The sequence below is a fragment of the Ureibacillus thermosphaericus genome (assembly GCF_002370195.2).
Taxonomy (GTDB): Bacteria; Bacillota; Bacilli; order Bacillales_A; family Planococcaceae; genus Ureibacillus; species Ureibacillus thermosphaericus.
On the sequence record NZ_AP018335.1, the window covers coordinates 1,064,315 to 1,083,225 of the forward strand.

The 18,911-nt window shown below is 38.6% G+C and carries 13 protein-coding genes, 1 pseudogene and 1 CRISPR repeat array; of the genes and pseudogenes, 9 read left to right on the forward strand and 5 right to left on the reverse strand.

Annotated elements, in window-relative coordinates:
- Positions 1-244: 244 nt before the first annotated feature.
- Together UtA1_RS05185 and UtA1_RS05190 are read right to left on the reverse strand one after the other, a co-directional pair.
- The gene (locus UtA1_RS05185) at positions 245-2,839 is read right to left on the reverse strand and encodes an ATP-dependent Clp protease ATP-binding subunit (protein WP_096550262.1); all 2,595 of its coding nucleotides are present in this window, start codon (positions 2,837-2,839) and stop codon (positions 245-247) included.
- Positions 2,840-3,029: 190 nt separating this feature from the next.
- Positions 3,030-4,209 (reverse strand): annotated as a pseudogene (locus UtA1_RS05190) (aminotransferase class I/II-fold pyridoxal phosphate-dependent enzyme).
- A gap of 137 nt (positions 4,210-4,346) precedes the next feature.
- Between UtA1_RS05190 and UtA1_RS05195 the strand changes: the two are divergent.
- The 6 genes from UtA1_RS05195 (at position 4,347) to UtA1_RS05220 (ending at position 12,317) form a co-directional block, all read left to right on the forward strand.
- A complete protein-coding gene (locus UtA1_RS05195; RefSeq protein WP_096550263.1) occupies positions 4,347-5,141 on the forward strand; it encodes a carbon-nitrogen family hydrolase in 795 nt (264 codons plus the stop codon).
- A 210-nt stretch (positions 5,142-5,351) separates the two neighbouring features.
- Positions 5,352-5,903 (forward strand): sigma-70 family RNA polymerase sigma factor, encoded by a 552-nt coding sequence (locus tag UtA1_RS05200; protein WP_126434413.1) that lies wholly within the window; start codon positions 5,352-5,354, stop codon positions 5,901-5,903.
- Positions 5,887-6,939 carry a DUF4179 domain-containing protein gene (locus UtA1_RS05205; protein ID WP_096550264.1) on the forward strand — a complete coding sequence of 351 codons (1,053 nt, stop codon included), beginning with the start codon at positions 5,887-5,889 and terminating at the stop codon, positions 6,937-6,939. The genes UtA1_RS05200 and UtA1_RS05205 overlap by 17 nt, the downstream gene beginning before the upstream one ends.
- Positions 6,940-7,116: 177 nt before the next feature.
- Positions 7,117-8,487 carry an RsmF rRNA methyltransferase first C-terminal domain-containing protein gene (locus UtA1_RS05210; protein ID WP_096550265.1) on the forward strand — a complete coding sequence of 457 codons (1,371 nt, stop codon included), beginning with the start codon at positions 7,117-7,119 and terminating at the stop codon, positions 8,485-8,487.
- Positions 8,488-8,720: 233 nt separating this feature from the next.
- Positions 8,721-11,915, forward strand: a complete 3,195-nt coding sequence (cas9, locus tag UtA1_RS05215) for a type II CRISPR RNA-guided endonuclease Cas9 (protein ID WP_096550266.1) — start codon at positions 8,721-8,723, stop codon at positions 11,913-11,915.
- Positions 11,916-12,089: 174 nt separating this feature from the next.
- Complete coding sequence (locus tag UtA1_RS05220; protein WP_096550267.1) at positions 12,090-12,317, forward strand: CRISPR-associated endonuclease Cas1; 228 nt, start codon at positions 12,090-12,092, stop codon at positions 12,315-12,317.
- Positions 12,318-12,397: 80 nt separating this feature from the next.
- Here UtA1_RS05220 and UtA1_RS05225 read toward each other — a convergent pair whose 3' ends face one another.
- Complete coding sequence (locus UtA1_RS05225; RefSeq protein ID WP_096550268.1) at positions 12,398-13,600, reverse strand: transposase; 1,203 nt, start codon at positions 13,598-13,600, stop codon at positions 12,398-12,400.
- 159 nt (positions 13,601-13,759) lie between these two features.
- On the opposite strand from UtA1_RS05225, the gene cas1 reads away from it, so the two are divergent.
- The 3 genes from cas1 to UtA1_RS05240 are packed head-to-tail and all read left to right on the forward strand — an operon-like array spanning position 13,760 to position 15,736.
- Entirely contained in the window at positions 13,760-14,467 is a 708-nt protein-coding gene (gene cas1 / locus UtA1_RS05230) for a type II CRISPR-associated endonuclease Cas1 (protein ID WP_232019936.1), read from the forward strand.
- Positions 14,468-14,483: 16 nt separating this feature from the next.
- On the forward strand, positions 14,484-14,780 hold the full coding sequence (gene cas2 / locus UtA1_RS05235) for a CRISPR-associated endonuclease Cas2 (RefSeq protein ID WP_197722745.1): 297 nt from the start codon (positions 14,484-14,486) through the stop codon (positions 14,778-14,780).
- Positions 14,777-15,736 (forward strand): hypothetical protein, encoded by a 960-nt coding sequence (locus UtA1_RS05240; RefSeq protein ID WP_096550271.1) that lies wholly within the window; start codon positions 14,777-14,779, stop codon positions 15,734-15,736. Before cas2 ends, UtA1_RS05240 begins: the two co-directional genes overlap by 4 nt.
- A gap of 35 nt (positions 15,737-15,771) precedes the next feature.
- A CRISPR array of direct repeats spans positions 15,772-17,391; the repeat unit is 36 nt; unit sequence GTTTCGGTACTCTCCAGTTTTTCGGTATAGTTGAAT.
- Between the two features lie 55 nt (positions 17,392-17,446).
- On the opposite strand, the gene UtA1_RS18025 is transcribed toward UtA1_RS05240, so the two are convergent.
- Positions 17,447-17,755, reverse strand: a complete 309-nt coding sequence (locus tag UtA1_RS18025; protein ID WP_408647325.1) for a coiled-coil domain-containing protein — start codon at positions 17,753-17,755, stop codon at positions 17,447-17,449.
- Between the two features lie 22 nt (positions 17,756-17,777).
- On the reverse strand, positions 17,778-18,341 hold the full coding sequence (locus UtA1_RS17045; RefSeq protein WP_172597829.1) for a coiled-coil domain-containing protein: 564 nt from the start codon (positions 18,339-18,341) through the stop codon (positions 17,778-17,780).
- Between the last annotated feature and the right edge of the window lie 570 nt (positions 18,342-18,911).

Below are 18,911 nucleotides of genomic sequence, written 5' to 3' on the forward strand. Positions count from 1 at the left end.
CGCCGCAGATAAATTGCGGCAGTCGCACATGCTTAGCCGCGGATAAATTGCGGCAGTCGCACATGCTTAGCCGCAGATAAATTGCGGCAGTCGCACAAGCTTAGCCGCAGATAAATTGCGGCGAGGAGGCGCGTTTGATGTGACCACCGCAGGAGCAAAGTTTTTAAGAGAATATTACTATAAGAAGTAAGGCTGTTCAGAAAGTGTTCGACTTTCTGGACAACCTCCTACTTGAAAGTTGAAATTAAATCGGTTCGTAAAGAAAAACCGGTTCATTATTTTTGATGGAAATAGTAATACGGACATTTTCTTCAATTTGATTGGCGATAATATCCCGAGCCAGTGGTGTTTCAATATGTTGGACGATAAACCGCTGAATTGGCCGTGCGCCATTAATTTGGTCGTAGCCATTCTCCGCAATCCATTGTATAACTTCCGAAGTTGTGTGCAAAATTAATTTGTTTTCTTTTAATCGTTCATTGAGTTCTTTCATCATGATTTCGGCAATTGTCACCATTTGTTCTTTCACCAATGGGTTGAAAATGATGGTTTCATCAATCCGGTTTAAAAATTCCGGCTTGAAATGGGAGCGCAATTCGTTAATGACCGCTTGTCTTGCTTCAGATGTAATAACATTATATTTTTCTATCGAATCCAATAGTAGTTTCGATCCGATATTGCTTGTCATAATTAAAATTGTATTTTTAAAGTCCACCGTTCTACCTTGGGAGTCCGTAAGTCTTCCTTCATCGAGCACTTGTAATAGAATGTTGAAAACATCCGGATGTGCTTTTTCGATTTCATCGAGAACGATGATGGAATGGAGACGATGCCGGACCGCTTCCGTCAAGTGGCCCCCTTCGTCATAGCCAGTGTATCCTGGCGGAGGACCAATGAGTTTTGCGACTGCATGTTTTTCCATATACTCTGACATGTCCAGCCGTACCATATCCAGCTCTGTACCAAACAACACTTTTGCCAGTACTTTCGCCAGTTTCGTCTTGCCGACACCTGTAGGTCCAAGGAAAAGGAAGGAGCCGGTCGGTTTATTTGGGTTTTTAATTCCAGCCCTTGAACGCAAGACGGCATGGGTTACTTTTTTCACCGCTTCATCTTGTCCCACAATGTATTTGTGTATTTCGTTCTCCAAATTTAATAGTCGTTCCCGTTCATTTTTCATGACACCTGTAATTTTAATTCCGGTTAGTCTCTCCACGACGCGCTCGATATCTTCAGCGGTCACTACATTATCGATAAAGGTTTTACTTTCTTTTATTACACTCCATTGTTGTTCGAGCTCTTTTAGTCTCTTTTCAGATGCAGGAATATCGTAGGTTTCCAATTGAACGATTTGGCCGACTTCATTATTCTTTACCGCTTTTTCATATAACTTATGCAATCTTGCCAAATTTCTTTTTTCCCGTTGCGTAAAATGGAGTATTTCCAGCTCTTTTGCCCATTGTCTTTCCATTTTTTCCTTTTCGGTTTCCAAATTTTTTAGCTGTTGTTCAAATGTATGCCGGTTAAATGCCGGGTCGGGTTCCAACTCATGCTTATAAAGGGCGATTTTTGATTGAAAAATTTGTTCGTTGATTTTCTTGATGGAGTAGGGGATTTCATTTAGGGAAATCCTCTTTACTGCACTTGCTTCATCCATTAAATCAATGGCTTTATCTGGCAAAAAGCGGTCGGTGATGTATCGTTTTGAAAGTTTAACGGCAGCTTCGATGGCTTCATCAGTGATAAAGGTTTCGTGATATAATTCATAGTCTTCTTTAATGCCTTGCAAAATTTCAATGGTTGCTTCAATCGACGGTTCATTGACGATCACACGTTGGAAACGGCGCTCCAACGCTTTATCTTTTTCGATATATTCCCGATATTCATCTTGTGTGGTTGCTCCAATACAGCGAAGTTCACCTCGGGCAAGCATCGGTTTTAATATATTTCCTGCATCCATGGAGCCTTCTGTTCGTCCCGCACCGACGATCGTATGAATTTCATCAATGAAGAGGATGACTTGATTATTTGATTGTTTCACTTCATTTAATACGGCTTTTAATTTTTCTTCAAATTCCCCGCGATATTTAGCCCCAGCAAGAAGGGAGCCCATATCTAGACTATAGACGACTTTATCGAGCAAATTATTTGGAACATCTTTGTTCACAATTTTTTGAACCAACCCTTCAACGATGGCGGTTTTTCCAACCCCAGGGCTGCCTATTAAAATCGCATTATTTTTATTTTTTCTTGTTAAAATGCGGATAATATCATTGATTTCCTTTTCCCTTCCAACGATTCTGTCAACTTTTCCATCTACATATCTTTGATTCAAATTGACTGCATATTTGTTCAATGCGTCGTATAGCGTCTCCTGATTGTCGGATGTGACCGTTTGTCCGTTTCGAGTTTGATGTAATTTTTCATATATGGATTCTTTCGTTACATGATGTTCGGTTAAATATTTTGTAATAGGATTAAAATCTTGTTCAAACAAAGCAATCATTAAATGCTCAACAGAAATAAAGCGATCTCGTAGCCGTTCCGCTTCGATTTCCGCTTGTTTAAACAGCCTTTTTAGTCGTTGGCTTTCTTTTTCTCCATAAGCCATATTCGTACCGGCTAAAGAGGGGATTTTATCTACTTCTTTATTTACTAGTTGAATAAGCTCGTTCATATTAATATTAAATTCTTGATAAAAGTTATAGGCAAAGTTGTTGGGCTGTAATAAAGCGGTCCATAGATGAGGAATATCCAGCTGATAGTTTTGTTTGCTTCGAGCAAGTTTCTTTGCATGGAGAATTCCTTCTTTAACTGCAATTGTATATTTGGCAGTCATGTTATCACCCTTTGCTGTGGAATAGTCAATATTTGTATATCTATCGTAAGCGAAAAATCATATGAAAATCAATCTTATTTCTGAATTTTTTGTCAATTGAAGATTCAGTCGAGGGAATCTTTGGAGATGCAGGGCTGGAGAGAGGGTAAAAATTTACCCCCTTCTCTTAAAAAAGGGAAGGGGATCGATATCATTTTTGAACTTTTGCTATATCTTTTTGGAAAAATCTTAATGCTTCAATGCGGCGGATGGCTTCTCGGAGCCTCTCTTCTTCCACAAGCAGCCCCACCCGGATATAGCCTTCGCCATGTTCGCCAAATCCGTTGCCGTTTGCGACTGCCACATCCGCTTTATCCAATAGGTAATCGGAAAATTCTTGGCTCGTAAACCCTTCCGGAACCGGCAACCATGCAAAGAAGGAGCCTTTTGGCGCTCTTACGTTCCATCCGATCCGACGGGCTTCTTCCACCAGCACATTGCGACGGGATTCGTAAATGCTTCTCAGTTCTTCCACACAAGATTGATCGCTGTTCAATGCATAAGCGGCTGCCTGCTGTACGGCAGGGAAGAGGCTGCAAAACAGATGGTCTTGCAACAAATTGATGGCTTCAATGATGTCGCGGTTACCCACCGCAAAAGCGACACGCCAGCCGGCCATATTATAAGTTTTGGATAATGTATAGAACTCTACTCCAACTTCTTTTGCCCCTTCCGCTTGCAGGAAGCTCACTGGTTTCTCCCCGTCGAATCCAAGTGCTCCGTATGCGAAATCGTGAACAACGGTAATAACATGTTCTTTTGCAAATTGCACCGTTTTATTGAAGAACTCTAAAGTGGCAGTGGCGCCCGTTGGATTGTTTGGATAGTTCAAATACATCAATTTTGCCCGTTTCTTCACTTCATCAGGTAAAGTGTTATAATCCGGGAGAAAATCATTTTCCTCAAGCAATGGCATTGTATCAAAATGAACATCCGCCAACACCGGACCGGATAAATAGTCCGGATAGCCTGGATCCGGTAGCAGCATATAGTCGCCAGGGTTTAACACGCACAACGGAAGCTCGATTTGCACCACCTAAAATGGCCACTTCTTCATTTGGATCGATGTCTACGTTGTATTCCCTTTTGTAAAAGTTGCTTACGGCTTGTTTTAATTCTGGGATGCCACTGAAAAGGGAATATTTATGAGTAGCAGGGTCGGCTGCTGCTTCTTGGAGGGCTTTCACGATGTGAGGAGGCGTTGGCCGGTCCGGATTTCCCTGTCCGAGATTGATCACATCCCGTCCTTCAGCAATCGCTTTATTCACTTTTTGCACAAGGGAAGCAAAAAACTGAGTAGGAAGTTTTTTTAATGTATTTGATAATTCCATGGCCATCCTCTTTTCTTATCTTGATTGGATTCACAAAATCTGTCATTCTGTATTTTAAGGAAATGTCCGTATATAATTATAAGTAGATATGTAGGAATATTATTATTTTTTTGAATACTTGTCTAGGGGGATTTGAGATGAAAATAGGTTGCATTCAAATGAATGTCGGGTTTGGGAAGGTAGAAGAAAACTTCCAGAGGGCAGAACAGTTGATTCGGGAAGCAGCAAGCCAAGGAGCAGAAATGGTGGTGTTGCCTGAGATGTGGAATACCGGCTATGCCCTTGAAAAGTTGGAAGAATTGGCGGATGAAAATGGAGAGCGCACTAAAGCGTTCTTAAAAACTCTTGCCCGCGAGCTAGGCATACATATCATTGGAGGCTCTGTGGCAACAAAGCAAAACGGCAAATTTTATAACACGATGTATGTGGTGAACCGCGATGGGGAATTGGTGAGTGAATATAGCAAAGTTCATTTATTCAGATTAATGGATGAAGAAAAATATTTAGAAGCTGGCGAATCCATGAACCGCTTTGATTTGGGAGATCTTCCGGCAGCGGCGGTGATTTGCTATGATATCCGTTTCCCTGAATGGCTTCGCGCCCATGCATTAGCGGGAGCAAAAGTGTTGTTCGTTGCTGCTCAATGGCCGACACCAAGAATTGATCATTGGAAAACACTTTTGCAAGCCCGTGCCATTGAAAATCAATGTTTTGTTGTGGCAGTAAATCGAATTTCCCGCAAACCGGAAAACTTTAATGGACAGTCAATGGTGATTGAACCTTGGGGTGAAGTGTTATGGACTGGTGCAGAAGATGAGGAGTTGGCGGTAATTGACGTAGATTTCTCAAAAGTGGATGAAGTCCGCACACGAATTCCGGTATATGACGACCGCCGTCCAGAATTATATGGGAAAGTAGTAGAGCAAAAGTAAAGGAAAGTGAGCCGAGCAATGTAGGAAATTGCTCGGTTTTTTTATTGGTTATCGAATCTTGAGTGGACGTAATTTTTTCGAATGGCGATGATTTTTCAGGAGTTGGCAATTATTAGATCTCTGAAATAGGGACTTTTTAACTGTTGATAAAAAACTTTAATCCTTTGAAACTTTTCCATTATCCCTGAAGCTCTAATTAATGAAAGGAGGATGAAGAGAGTGAAACATGATATCGAACTAGTAGAAAAAGCAATCAAAGGAGATGCGACAGCCTTTGAACAATTGCTAATTAAGGAAGAACAAATGCTTTATTACAAAGCGCTTTCCTATGTAGGAAGGAAAGAAGACGTACTGGACGTCATACAAGAAACAGCTTGCAAAGCATTTCTCGCGATTAAAGATTTGCGAAATCCCGAATATTTCTCAACATGGCTCTTTAGAATTCTCATTCGTGAATGCTACCAATTATTAAAGAAACGCGATCGAATGATTCCGTACGATGAAATGGAACTATTAAGGAAAATGGAACACAAACAGGAGCTGCCATCTGATTCTTTACATTTAGGCGAAGCATTATCAAAATTAAATGAATCGTATCAAACTTCGATTATTTTATTTTACTATCACGACCTGTCCATTCGGGATATTGCCGAAGTAATGGGAAAACCGGTTGGAACAATCAAAACCTATTTGCGAAGAGCAAAAAAACATTTAAAAAATGAATTAGAAAGGAGTTATAAGTTCAATGAAAGAACAATATGATCGTTTCGAAGTGTTTCCGCAAGACGAAGTTCGATTGGCGATTCGAACTGGAATTGCTCAAGCACAAGAGCAAATAGATGGAAAGGTGAAAACTCCTTTATATAAAAGAAAAATAACTTATCTTTTAAGCAGTGTCGCTGCAGCATTTGGATTATTCATTTCAGCTCAATATTCTCCTGCGATTGCAACGAGTTTATCGAAAATACCGTTAATTGGTTCTGTTTTTGGTGATTCCGACTTTATTGGTTTACAACATGCCTACCAAGAAGGGTTAATCGACGAAATTGGCGAAACACAAACGGTTAATGGAATATCCGTTACTTTAAATGAAGTTCTGTATGATCAAAGCAATATTACAATCGGCCTCATTATTGAGTCTGAAAGGGAATTAGGTGAACATTATTTCGGTGCTGGCATGGATATTACGATTAATGGAAAATCGCCTAAAGCAGTTACAGGTTCTTATGGAGAAGAAATAGTATCAGCAACAACTCGTACGGCCATTCAAACGATCAACATTACAGAAGACATGCCTGACCAATTTGAACTGGGGCTAACGCTTCAAGGAGAAAAGGGTGAAAAATGGCATTTTTCAACGCCAATCCAAAAAATAAAAGACATAAAAACAATTCCTGTTCAACATAAACAAACAGTAGATGGCATACAACTTACGGTAACAGAAGTGTCCATAAGTAAAACAGGTGTCAGTGTATCTTTTGTGAGTTCTGAAAAAGAGAGCGATTTTGATAAAACGAGAGGGCATTATATCGATTTCCGAGTAGTAGATCAAGATGGTAACGAAATTACAAATCTTTCAGGAGGAGTGACAGGGGAAAGAATGAAAGATACAATCGTGTATAAAAGTACAAAGCAATTTGATCCAATTGACTCAAAGGTAACGGAATTAACCATTACCCCTTATTTAGTGATTCCATCTAGTGGTGGAGGGGTAGATGAAAACGGAAAATATATCGAAAAGGATTATAGTGCAGTAAAAGACGTTAAGTTTGAATCATTTACAGTGAAAATACCTTAATGATTGAAAAGGGCGTCCTGAATTTAGAGATGCCCTTTTTTGCGGTTTGGACAATAAATAATGGGAGCTGTTCAATATCAGTAAATACCGCTACAAATACTGTAAATAAAAATGTGTTCTCCACCCCAAAATGAATGATAATATATTCAATGGCACTAAACTGTTGAGGTGAACAAATTGAATCTACCACAAACCTTTAAAGACAAAATGCAAACATTATTACAAGATGAATATGATGCGTTTATTCGAAGTTACGAAGAAGAAAAGAATCAAGGGTTGCGCATTAATACATTAAAGATTTCCATAGATGAATTTTTACAAATTAATCCTTTTACGACTGAGAAAATCCCTTGGGTGAAGGAAGGATATTTTTATCCTAACAATGAACGTCCAGGAAAACACCCATACCATGAAGCGGGATTATATTATATCCAAGAACCAAGTGCGATGGCGGTAGGGGAATTGGTAGATCCCAAACCAGGGGAATACATTCTCGATTTATGTGCAGCACCGGGCGGGAAAACTACACATCTTGCATCGAAAATGAATGGAGAAGGGCTGCTTGTCTCGAACGAAATCCATCCGCAACGGGCAAAAATTCTATCGCAAAACGTCGAGCGAATGGGTATCAAAAATGCCATCGTGACCAATGAAACACCGGAACGTTTAGCAGCGCGTTTCCCAAGTTTTTTTGATCGAATCTTAGTGGATGCCCCCTGTTCTGGAGAAGGAATGTTTCGAAAAGATGAAGAGGCTCGCTTGCATTGGAGTCCAGACAATGTAACTCTTTGTGCCAATAGACAAGACGATATTCTTGAGTATGCGCAAAGCATGTTAAAACCAGGTGGTCGTCTTGTGTATTCTACGTGCACCTTTTCTCCAGAAGAAAATGAAGGAACGATCAGCCGCTTTCTTGAAAAGTATCCACACTTCGAGATTGAACAAGTGGAAGTGTATGAAGGCTTTAGCCAAGGAAGAGCGGATTGGGTGGAAAATACGGCCTCAAATATTGAACAAACGATTCGCATATGGCCTCATCTTGTGAAAGGGGAAGGGCATTATATTGCGGTGTTAAAAAAGAAGGACGGGGACGAGGCGCCTCGCATAAAGTATCCGAAACAAAAACTGGACCCGAAAATGATGAAGGCGTACCAGGATTTTGCCGGCGAAACATTAAATATCATGCCTTTTGGATATTTCCTTGCCTTCAACGACCAATTGTATGGATTGCCTGAAGAAGTACCAACATTAGAAAAATTAAAGGTGCTCCGTCCAGGATTGCATTTAGGAACGTTCAAAAAGAACCGCTTCGAGCCTTCCCATGCCCTTGCCTTGGCTTTACGAAAGGATGAAGCAAAAAGCGTATCGAATCTTTCCGCGGATTCGGATGAAATCATTTCCTATTTGAAAGGAGAAGTTTTACAAGCTAGCGGTCCAAAAGGATGGCACTTAATCACCGTTGATGGTTATTCGATTGGTTGGGGAAAACTCGCGGGGAATATGATGAAAAACCATTACCCAAAAGGACTGCGGTGGATGGGGAATTAGTTTTTATCTTACGAAAAGAGTTGGGGGAATAACGCTAAACTTTCACCGCGAATCATGAAATTCCTGTTACATGTAGCAACAAATTCAAAATTCTACATACATTAGAATTAACCTCTCGAGGCTGCTCTGGCTTTGGGGGGTGTTTTTATTTATAAAATTGTAAATTTCCTTCCAATGGATGTAAATTATAGGATAATATATAAGTATAAATAGTTAGTGGAGGAAGGGAAGTTATGAGTAAAGTACTAGGTCTGGATATCGGGGTTTCATCAGTTGGTTGGGGGATTATTGACACTGAAAAAATGGAGATAATTGATGCGGGTGTCAGACTATTTGAGGAAGCAACGAGAAATGCCAATGAAGAGCGACGTGGATTTCGGGGGGCAAGAAGATTAAAAAGAAGAAGAAACCATCGATTAGAGCGAGCTAAAAAATTATTTGAAGAGTTTGGTATACCGACAAATTGCATCGGCACAGGAAATCCATATGAAATTAGATGCAAAGCGTTAAAAGAAAAAGTATCGTTGGAAGAATTAGCAATTGGTCTTTATCACATTGTAAAAAGAAGGGGTACTTTAATAGATGCTCCTTTAGAAGAAGAAAAAACGGGTGGAGAATTATCAACAAAAGAACAATTAAAAAGAAATAGTAAGGAACTAGAAACAAAATATGTTTGTGAAATACAGTTTGAAAGATTGAAAAAAGGATTAGTTCGTTCCCATGAGAACCGTTTCCGCACGGAAGATTATATAAAGGAAGCAAGAGCTATTTTAAATAGACAAGCCCAATTCCATCAAGAAATCAATGATGAATTTATTGAAAAGTATATTGAGTTAGTTCAAAAAAGAAGAGCTTATTATGATGGCCCTGGATCTAAAAAATCTCCTACCATTTACGGTAGATATTTTATAAAAAATGGGAAATTCCATGAGATGTCGATGATTGAGAAAATGAGAGGGAAATGTACTTATTTCTCGGATCAACCTCGCATTGCAAAAATGTCATTTACAGCGGAATTGTATGATTTATTAAACGGTGACTTAAATAAATTGCAAGTAAATGGGGAGTATTTAACTGAGGAAGATAAAAAATATATAGTTGAAGAAATTGTTAAGAAGGGCCAGAAGGTTACAATAGATCGAATTTTAAAATATAAGGGGCTGCCAAAAGATACGGATGTGAGAGGATATAGAGTAGATTTGAAGAATGAAAAACCCATTTTCACGGAATTTAAAGGATACAAGAATATATTAAAATTAGTAAAAGAACATGATTTACCAAAAGAAATTTTAGATAACGTTGAATTACTAGATGAAATTAGTGAAATTCTCACAGCAGAAAAATCTTATGAAAGAAGAGAAAAGGATTTAAAGAAAGCTTTGACAAATTTGGCTGGCTTTGATGAGGATACAAACGAAAAAATTATAGCTGCTTTGAAGGAAAATACTGATTTTAAAGGCTACCATGCGCTTTCAAAAAAGGCTATCCAATTAATTTTACCAGATTTATGGAAAACGAATAAAAACCAAATGGAACTATTTAGCGAACTAGGACTTGAAAGCAAACGATATCAAAATATATCCAATGGAAAGAAGATTAAATTTGATGATACTGCGATATTAAGTACAGTTGCAAAAAGAGCGCAACGAGAAGCAATTAAAATTGTAAATAAAGTACGAGAAGTATATGGTGAGATGGATTCGATAGTCATCGAAACTGCAAGAGAGAAAAATAGTGAAGAAGCGCAACAAAGATATAAAGATTTCCAGAAAAAACAGGGGAAATTCGAAAAGAAAATGGCCGAAATTTTAGGCGTTTCCTCGTTAAAAGAATTAAAGTTAAATTCCAAACAACATATAGCTTTAAAACTCTGGGATGCACAAGACGGTCAATGTTTATATTCTGGTGAGAGAATAAATCCTTATGATATTGTGCAAGACTTTTATAAGTTTGAAATTGACCATATCATACCGATTTCCATCTCCTTTGACGATAGTCAAGAAAATAAAGTGCTCTGTTATCGCGAGGAAAACCAGGAAAAAGGGCAGCGAACACCATTCCATTATCTTACAAGTTCTCCAAAGGCAAAAAGAACTTTCGAAGAATTTAGAGCAGATGTGATGAAACTTTATAATAGCGGAAAAATTTCTAATAAGAAGAGAGAATATTTACTGGAACAGCGGGACATAATGAATAACGAAGAACTTCAAAAACAATTTATTAATCGAAATTTAGTAGATACAAGATACGCAGTACGTAGCTTTTCCATGAATCTACGTTCATACTTTAAACATCATAACATTCCAACAACTGTTTTATCGATTAGGGGGGGATTCACAAACGCAATTCGACGCCGAGCAAAAATGAATAAAGACAGAGAAAGCAGTTATGCCCATCATGCAATTGATGCATTAATTGTAGCAGCGATAGGGAAACTACCAGTCTTTAAATTTTTCCAAAACTTTGGTGTAAATGAAACTGGCGTATGTTATGATCGCAGGACTGGTGAGGTTCTAACTGAAAAAGAGTTCTTTAGCGAGGATATCTATAAGTTTATAAGAAGCCTCATGAATTATGAATCTAAAATCAAGTATTCTCACAAAGTTGATAGAAAAGGGAATCGTGCTATTTCTGACCAAACAATTTATAGTACAAGAAAAGTTGATGATGAGGAAATCATTGTAAGGAAATCAAAAAATATTTATACTTTGAACAAAAGTGATGCAGCAAGTTTAATAAAAAGGATTAATACAAAACCTGATACTTTCCTCATTGCAAAACATAATCCAGAATTATTTGAACTGATTTTAAAAATTATCAAAGAATATGATAAGGCGGATAATCCTTTTAAAGCGTATTATGATGAACACGGTTATATCTTAAAAGATGGAAAAGTCCCAGTAAAGTTTTTGAGATATTATGATGGAAGTGTAGGAATACATTTAGATATTTCAAATAAATATCCAGGTTCAAAAAATAAAGTTGTTTTAAAATCTATTAAAGGTGTAAGGATTGATATTTATAAAAATACAGAAGGGAAATATAAATATTTAGGTGTACCTCATCACTGGTTTAGAGATGATGGAAATAATTTGATACTGGATATGGAAAAATATAATCAAGCAAAATTATTACCATATAAAGAAATAGATGATTCATATGAATTTATTTTCAGTCTATATCGAAACGATTTATTTACTATAGAGAAAAAAGATGAAACTTTGGAATATATTTTTATCGGTGATAATAACCCTCGTAATAACGTAATAGAAGTGGATTATGTTCATAAAAAACGTAATTCGAAAGAGGAAAGGGTAAGATTCTCAGTAGGTAAAACAATTAGTAGAATTACGAAATTTAACGTAGATGTGCTTGGTAATCGTTACAAAGTTGAAAAAGAAGAATTTAGAAGTACTTTACAAAAATGAGCTTTGATGTTATAGTATAGTTACGATAAATATTTATTGTAACTATACCGAAAAACTGGGAGAACCTACCGAAACAAGGGTTTATCCCGAACTCAGAGCCTTCATTTTTGAAGGCTCTTTTATTTTACAATTTACTGTTAAAAATTTCGATTTTTGTAAGAAGGAGGAAAATTTTTGAGCTGGCGAATTGTCTATATTTCAGAAGCCGAAGAGATGAGGTTATATTTAGACAATTTGAAAGTAATAAAAGACGATCAAGAAATTTTAATACCACTTTCTGATATTCACTCAATTGTAGTAGATAATCAACATACGACTGTGACTGGTAGATTAATAAATGAGCATTTTGCAAAATTAGATTTTTTGGATAAAAGTATAAAAAATAAAGCACTCGACAAATAGCTACCAGCATGTTATTTTACAAAATATTACAATAATCCTGTTTTTGGGCATACCTGCAGAATTTTTCACATTGAATTTTTTTAAGCGGCTTTCTTCCCTTTATTTTCCTTTGCCATCGCTAGCGCTGAAACAAGTAATACAATAGCGTTCAGGTAAATATGGCTCTTTACTTTCTCAATTCCCCATACATGTAGGGAGTTCGACGTAAGGTAGCTTTTCATTCTTGAATTACAGCGTTCTACACTTGTCCTCTCGTTGTAAAGCTCTTTCCAACGTTTTGTATCACGGTGCGGATTGGAATATCGGCGCACATCCTTTTTGATGTCGACTTTTACCACCATTCCATAGTTGGAAGATGAACAGGCTGCCATTCCTAATGGGCAATCCACTTTGCCGGTTGCGTGAGGACATCTGAACTTGAGCTGGTCCTTATCAGCTCCCCAATAAGTCATTTCATAACCCATGGAACAACGCGGAGTTCCATTGGAAGAAATCCCTTCAGGAGGCTCTTTTTCGTTGCGCAAATTGAGCGGGATAATGGCTTGCGCTCCAATGTTTTTGGCTGATTCATAGTTTTTTAGTTGGTCATATCCGCCATCCATGATCAGAAATTCAATTTTGGATTTGGTACGCTCTGCCACTTGCTCGATTAATTCTGGTGCGACTTCTCCATCGTTCACATGGGCAGGGGTTACTTTTATGGCCATTGGCAGTTCGCTTGCGGTATCGACTGAAAGATGCATCTTATAGCCAAACCAGGTAATTTTATTGCCGAAGGAATCATATTTTGCGCCCCAATTGGCATTACCCGTTTGTTCACTACGCTTTTTGGGCTGTTTCTTTTCATAGGCATCAATGGCGGCACTGTCGATGGCCTGGTGGCTGCCGTCAATTATTCCTTCCTCCTGAGCTAACTGTACCAAGTCAAGGAAGATCTTTTCAGCCAGCTTTTTTTTGGTAAGTGCTGCAAAAACCCGGCTGAGAGTGGAGATAGACGGTGCGGGGCGATCAATCGATAAACCGCATTGATAACGGAAACGAAGGTCTTTATCCAATCGATGATGAAGGGCGGTAAAGGTGTCGATGCCTTCGAGTGGGGCAGCGATGAGAGCCCTTAGAATCCCTTCTCTGGAATGACCGTCAGCCCCTCGGGGTGAAGAACTTCTCAACTGTTTAGCATAAGGGCGTAAATCAAGCGAGCTAAAAAAGATAGGTAATTTCTCTTTTGACTCTAATTTTTGCAGTTCTTCAAAGGAAAATAGGCTTTCTTGTAGAATATACAAAGTGACTTCCTCCTTTTGAATTTTTTGTTGTTTCGTCACTTCAAAAATTCTACATTTTAGGGGTGAAGTCCTTTTTTATGTCTTTGAAATCCTTATGGCTCTTGGGTCAAAAAATATGCAAAATGCTCAAATAAATTATCGGAATACCATATTTTATTAATTTTTTGTGATGAAACCCATAACCCAAATATGTTTTGTCTTGGTTTATACAGTCACTATAGAATCTATGGAATGCTATACAAACAATTAAAATGGGATGAAAAAGTAAAAGATGAGATGTGGAAAAAAATCGTACAAATAAAAATTTATAATCAAACTTCGATTTTAAAGCTTTTAAAGAAAAACCCGGAAGTTATTCAACGAATGATTCAATTTGCAAATTCTGTGGAGCCTGGGGATGCAACTAATAGAGAAGGAATAGCAGCATCATTGTATTTTAAAGAATTGTTAGGAGATTCATTTAGAAGAGAAAGAGGAGCTGTCGATGCATTTAATTCAGCATTAAATTATGGTTACATTGTATTGCGCTCTTGTGTTGCCAGGGCAGTAACTGCTCATGGATTACACCCAGCGTTAGGAATTGGTCACCGCAATCAATACAATGCATTCAATTTGGTAGATGATTGTATGGAAGTATTCAGGCCGGTTATCGATTTATGGGTAGTATTAAGTGTAAAAGAAGAGGATTACTTAACTAGAGAAATGAAGCAACAGCTTATTGCACGACTAAGTGCAAAAATAAACATTGGGGGTCAAAAACAAACAGTATTAAATGCAATCGATCTGTTTATTCAATCGTTTATAAAAGCGATGAATAACAGAGATGTCGATTTATTACAATATCCTGCTGATGGGATCGCCATATAACTTTATGAGATTGCTTTTGTTTTTTGATCTCCCAATGACTACAAAAGCTGAAAGAAGAATTTACTCAAAATTCAGAAAAACGCTAATTTCAGACGGATTTATTATGTTGCAATTTTCAGTGTATGTAAAAATTTTTCCAAATCGTGATTCCTTAATGCAATATACAGAACGGTTAAAAAGAAATTTGCCTTCAAAAGGTTCCATTCGAATTATGGCTGTAACGGAAAAACAATATGGAAATATGCAGGTCCTAGTTGGAGGGAAAAGTTTACAAGAATCAACCATAAGTAATGAATCGATGGTGATTTTATGAGGTTATGGCAAATTGATACGTGGGATAATTGTGTAACGTTGGATATGGGGCCTATCACAATTATGAAAGGATCTCATAAAACATGGTTTAAAATTGCTCGTGAAATCAACGACTTTTTTACTAACCGAGTTTCTGAAGTGAAGATTTATGAAGATGGAGAATTAATAAACAAAAAAGATTGGGAATGTTTAATGATACCATTTAATGAATCGTTGCAGTTAGATAAGGTAAATACGAAATCCCCGCTACAAATAATTCATGAAAAGATTGTTGAATTTCTAGCTGCAACTCCTCAATACGAATCTATATTAGAAGAATGGGAAGTACTTAAAGAGGAAGAGGAAATAATAAATAGAACAATATTGGAAAAGTTTGATTTACAGTTTAGATTAAAGGAGTTTGATGAATCGAATTTAAAGGATTTCTTCATTTTATCAAGTTATAAAGGGATAATAACTCCTATTGATTCCAAACTTCTTACTTTAAAGTTACTATTAGAAAAGGAAATTACAAAGCGACTTCTAATTATTATTGAGCTACCTGAATTGTATGCGGATGAACAAGAAATTGAGGAATTATTATTGATACTAAAACAATTAATGAATAGAGGTTGTTATGCGATTATCATCACAACTCTTGATGATGTGGAAGGAAGAAGCAATTTTATTTTAAAAGGTCAAGTGATTAATGAAGCAAGGGTGGAAATGCTAAGATCAAAAGTATTTAATACTATTCCTATTCCAATCGAAAATGAGGATTTTTTGAAAACGAAAGAGTTATTGTTAAGTTCTGTGGATAAGGTGGGCATAAAGGGGGAGTTTTTATTAGATTTGAATAATATCCACAGAACACACATTGTAGTACTGTATGTAATTTTAAAATTATTGGAGATTGAATGGGATATTGATTTCACAAAGTTTCCGCCTAATCTTAAAAAATTTTTTGCTGAGTACTGAACGTTTTTTTATGCTTCTGCTATAATAAAATTGAGGTTTCGGTACTCTCCAGTTTTTCGGTATAGTTGAATTTAATTGCTCTTGGACTAACAGAAGAGCAAGTTTCGGTACTCTCCAGTTTTTCGGTATAGTTGAATTAAGAAACCAGTCGTGATTGAAGCTGTTCAGTTTCGGTACTCTCCAGTTTTTCGGTATAGTTGAATCAGCTCAACTTGGATTAGAGCCAGGACTTCGTTTCGGTACTCTCCAGTTTTTCGGTATAGTTGAATATTAGTGTCATTCATCGGGTGCGTATATAAGTTTCGGTACTCTCCAGTTTTTCGGTATAGTTGAATCGTTGGACGAATCCGGGAAGGAAACACGTGGTTTCGGTACTCTCCAGTTTTTCGGTATAGTTGAATCACGAACAGAAAGGTATAATGGTTCACTAAGTTTCGGTACTCTCCAGTTTTTCGGTATAGTTGAATTTCCAAAACACAACACTTATGCAGTAAAGCGTTTCGGTACTCTCCAGTTTTTCGGTATAGTTGAATGTATGGTTGTCGACCAAGAACTACTGTTACGTTTCGGTACTCTCCAGTTTTTCGGTATAGTTGAATTGACCCATTGAACCAACGTCAAACAATTGGGTTTCGGTACTCTCCAGTTTTTCGGTATAGTTGAATTGGAACAATAAAAACAATCCACTCATTATAGTTTCGGTACTCTCCAGTTTTTCGGTATAGTTGAATAATATGGCTCGTTATGGTATTCCACAAGGTGTTTCGGTACTCTCCAGTTTTTCGGTATAGTTGAATATTATTGGGGCAATAAGTTTTGGCGGATTGGTTTCGGTACTCTCCAGTTTTTCGGTATAGTTGAATTGTGAGAAACATGATCATTAAAGCAGGTGAGTTTCGGTACTCTCCAGTTTTTCGGTATAGTTGAATATATGGCGTTTGAGAAACAATTCGAGGAATGTTTCGGTACTCTCCAGTTTTTCGGTATAGTTGAATTTTCAGACACTTGATAACCTACGTTCCTTAGTTTCGGTACTCTCCAGTTTTTCGGTATAGTTGAATTAAAAAACGTGGATGGTTGGATAAAGACATGTTTCGGTACTCTCCAGTTTTTCGGTATAGTTGAATACATATACGCCATCTAACCATACGCATACAGTTTCGGTACTCTCCAGTTTTTCGGTATAGTTGAATTTTATGCAGGAGATATTGTGCGGGGAAAATGTTTCGGTACTCTCCAGTTTTTCGGTATAGTTGAATTTTATGCAGGAGATATTGTGCGGGGAAAATGTTTCGGTACTCTCCAGTTTTTCGGTATAGTTGAATTAATCGAACTCGCATCATTCCTGCGCCATAGTTTCGGTACTCTCCAGTTTTTCGGTATAGTTGAATTTTGTAGGATATTATCGACCCCGTTGTACAGTTTCGGTACTCTCCAGTTTTTCGGTATAGTTGAATCTTCATCCATTGTTGATTGATAGCGTTCTTGTTTCGGTACTCTCCAGTTTTTCGGTATAGTTGAATCGCATTTGTGATTCTTCTATCCTCAGGGGTGTTTCGGTACTCTCCAGTTTTTCGGTATAGTTGAATGTCGTGATTTTGACGCAGACGTAGTGATGGGTTTCGGTACTCTCCAGTTTTTCGGTATAGTTGAATATTGCTTCCAAAACAAAAGAAGGTACAACCGTTTCGGTACTCTTCAGTCATGATTTCACTTAGTATGATTGTCTGCCTTTATGAATAGGGTGTCCGCTTGTTCAGATAGCGCGGCAACTTGTGCGAATAGGGTGTCCGCTTGTTCGAATAGCGTGGCAACTTGTGCGAATAGGGTGTCCGCTTGTTCGAATAGCGTGGCAACTTGTGCGAATAGGGTGTCCGCTTGTTCAGATAGCGTGGCAACTTGTTCGGATAACACGTCCGCTTGTTCGGATAGCGTGGCAACTTGTTCGGATAACACGTCCTCTTGTTCAGATAGCGCTTCAACTTGTTCGAATAGCGTGTCAACTTGTTCGGATAACACGTCCTCTTGTTCGGATAGCGTGTCACTTGTTCGAATAGCGTGTCAACTTGTGCGAATAGGGTGTCCGCTTGTTCAGATAGCGCGTCAACTTGTGCGAATAGGGTGTCCGCTTGTTCGAATAGCGCGGCAACTTGTTCGGATAACACGTCCGCTTGTTCAGATAGCGCGTCAACTTGTGCGAATAGGGTGTCCGCTTGTTCGAATAGCGCGTCAACTTGTTCGGATAACACGTCCGCTTGTTCAGATAGCGCGTCAACTTGTGCGAATAGGGTGTCCTCTTGTTCAGATAGCGCGTCAACTTGTGCGAATAGGGTGTCCTCTTGTTCGGATAGCGTGTCACTTGTTCGGATAGCGCGGCAACTTGTTCGGATAACACGTCCTCTTGTTCAGATAGCGTGGCAACTTGTGCGAATAGGGTGTCCGCTTGTTCAGATAGCGTGGCAACTTGTGCGAATAGGGTGTCCGCTTGTTCAGATAGCGCGGCAACTTGTGCGAATAGGGTGTCCGCTTGTTCAGATAGCGTGGCAACTTGTTCGGATAACACGTCCGCTTGTTCGGATAGCGCGGCAACTTGTTCGGATAACACGTCCTCTTGTTCAGATAGCGTGGCAACTTGTGCGAATAGGGTGTCCGCTTGTTCAGATAGCGTGGCAACTTGTGCGAATAGGGTGTCCGCTTGTTCAGATAGCGTGGCAACTTGTGCGAATAGGGTGTCCGCTTGTTCAGATAGCGCGGCAACTTGTGCGAATAGGGTGTCCGCTTGTTCGAATAGCGTGGCAACTTGTGCGAATAGGGTGTCCGCTTGTTCAGATAGCGCGGCAACTTGTGCGAATAGGGTGTCCGCTTGTTCGAATAGCGTGGCAACTTGTGCGAATAGGGTGTCCGCTTGTTCAGATAGCGTGGCAACTTGTGCGAATAGGGTGTCCTCTTGTTCGGATAGCGTGTCGCTTGTTCAGATAGCGTGGCAACTTGTGCGAATAGGGTGTCCGCTTGTTCGAATAGCGCGGCAACTTGTTCGGATAACACGTCCGCTTGTTCAGATAGCGTGGCAACTTGTGCGAATAGGGTGTCCGCTTGTTCGGATAGCGTGTCACTTGTTCGGATAGCGCGGCAACTTGTTCGGATAACACGTCCTCTTGTTCAGATAGCGTGGCAA